The sequence below is a fragment of the Rathayibacter sp. AY1C9 genome, from assembly GCF_002932315.1.
Taxonomy (GTDB): Bacteria; Actinomycetota; Actinomycetes; order Actinomycetales; family Microbacteriaceae; genus Rathayibacter.
The window spans coordinates 1-1,500 of record NZ_PSVZ01000059.1 but is presented as its reverse complement, the minus strand read 5'-3'; the positions used below and the strand labels follow the sequence as shown (position 1 = coordinate 1,500).

Genomic DNA, 1,500 nt, shown 5'->3' with positions numbered 1-1,500 from the left:
CCCCGGCCCCGCCGATCCGCCCCCCCGCGCCCGAGAACCGCTTCGTGCTCTGGCTGCGAGGCCTCGACCTGCCCCGCCGTCCCGGCTGGATCGGCGGCGTCTGCGCGGGGATCGCCGACCGGCTCGGCATCGACCCGCTGATCGTGCGCGGGATCGTGCTCGTCGTCGCGGTGCTGGGCGGGCCCGCGCTCCTCCTCTACGCCGCGGCCTGGCTGCTGCTGCCCGACCAGGACGGCGCCCTGCCGGTGGAGCGGCTGCTCCGCGGCTCGCTCGACCGGGTGCACGCCGGGATCGGCGTCCTCGTGCTCGCCTCGATGCTGCCGGTGGCGCAGGGCTTCTGGTCGCTCGGCGGCGCGTACACCGGGGCGATGCCCTGGGCGCCCGCGACCGGGCGGACGCTGTGGTCGCTCGTGGTGCTCGGGCTGATCGTGGCCTTCGTGGTCTGGATCGTGCGGCGGAGCCGGCGATCGGACGACGCGGCCGCTCACCCGGCCCAGGGCTCCCCGTCCGCACACCCCTCCGCGACGCTCCCCTACCCCGCGCCCTCCGCTCCCGCCTACCCCGCACCCGACCCCGGGCTGCAGGACGAGCGCCCCTCGTCCCCCGAGGCCGTCGCCGAGTGGCGCGAGCGCCAGGAGGCCTGGCGGGCCGAGCGGGAGGCCTTCCGCGCCCAGCAGAGCGCGTCGGCCCGCGAGACGGCCCGCGCCCGGGCGGAGGAGGCGCGAGTCGCCGCCGCCGCCGTCACCGCCGCGCGCCTGGAGCGCCAGCGCCTCCGACGCGCCGCGAACCCCCGGCTGCGGGCGAGCCTCACGCTGCTCGCCCTGGGCGCCGCCGCCCTGGCCGGCGCACTGGTCTCGCTCACCGCCTCCGGACCGACGGCCCTCGTCGTCGGAGCCGCCTCGGCCGCGCTCGTGCTCGCCGTGGTGATCGTGCTCGCCGGCCTGTTCCGGAGGCGAGCGATCGCGCTGATCGCCCTCGCGACGGTCGCGCTGGTCACGGCCGCCTGCGCCGCCGTGCTGCCGACCGACCGCGAGCTGCTCCCCGTGCTCGGCACCTACGGCTTCTCGAGCGCCGCTCCCGGCCGCTACGCGACGCTCGCGGCGAGCGACCTGCGCGTCACGGTCGCACCCGGCTACGAGACCTCCGGCGAGCCGCTGGACCTGTGGATCGGCTACGGGCACGTGTCCGTCGCCACGATGGAGGGAACGGCGGTCCGCCTGGAGGCGACCACGGAGGACACCGAGCTCCTCGTGCTGGACGCCGACGGAGGCGCGATCGACGCGCCCCGCGAGGTCCGCACCGCCGACGGCCGTCAGCTGTGGACGCAGACCTTCGGCGATCCCGAGGCCGAGCCGTTCGTGGTCCGCATCGCCCAGGAGGGCGGGTCGATCCGCGTCCAGGACTCCACACCGGGCGCCGACTCCGGCACCACCGCGCCGGACGCCGACGCCACCCCGACACCCTCCACAAGGCGCAGGCCGGCGGCTGGCGGCACGACCG

1 protein-coding gene is annotated in these 1,500 nt (G+C 77.6%); it reads left to right on the top strand.

Annotated features, from left to right (window positions below):
• Positions 1–44: 44 nt before the first annotated feature.
• Positions 45–1,500: PspC domain-containing protein (locus C5D09_RS16990; protein WP_181135076.1), on the top strand; the 1,456-nt coding region annotated here is incomplete at its 3' end.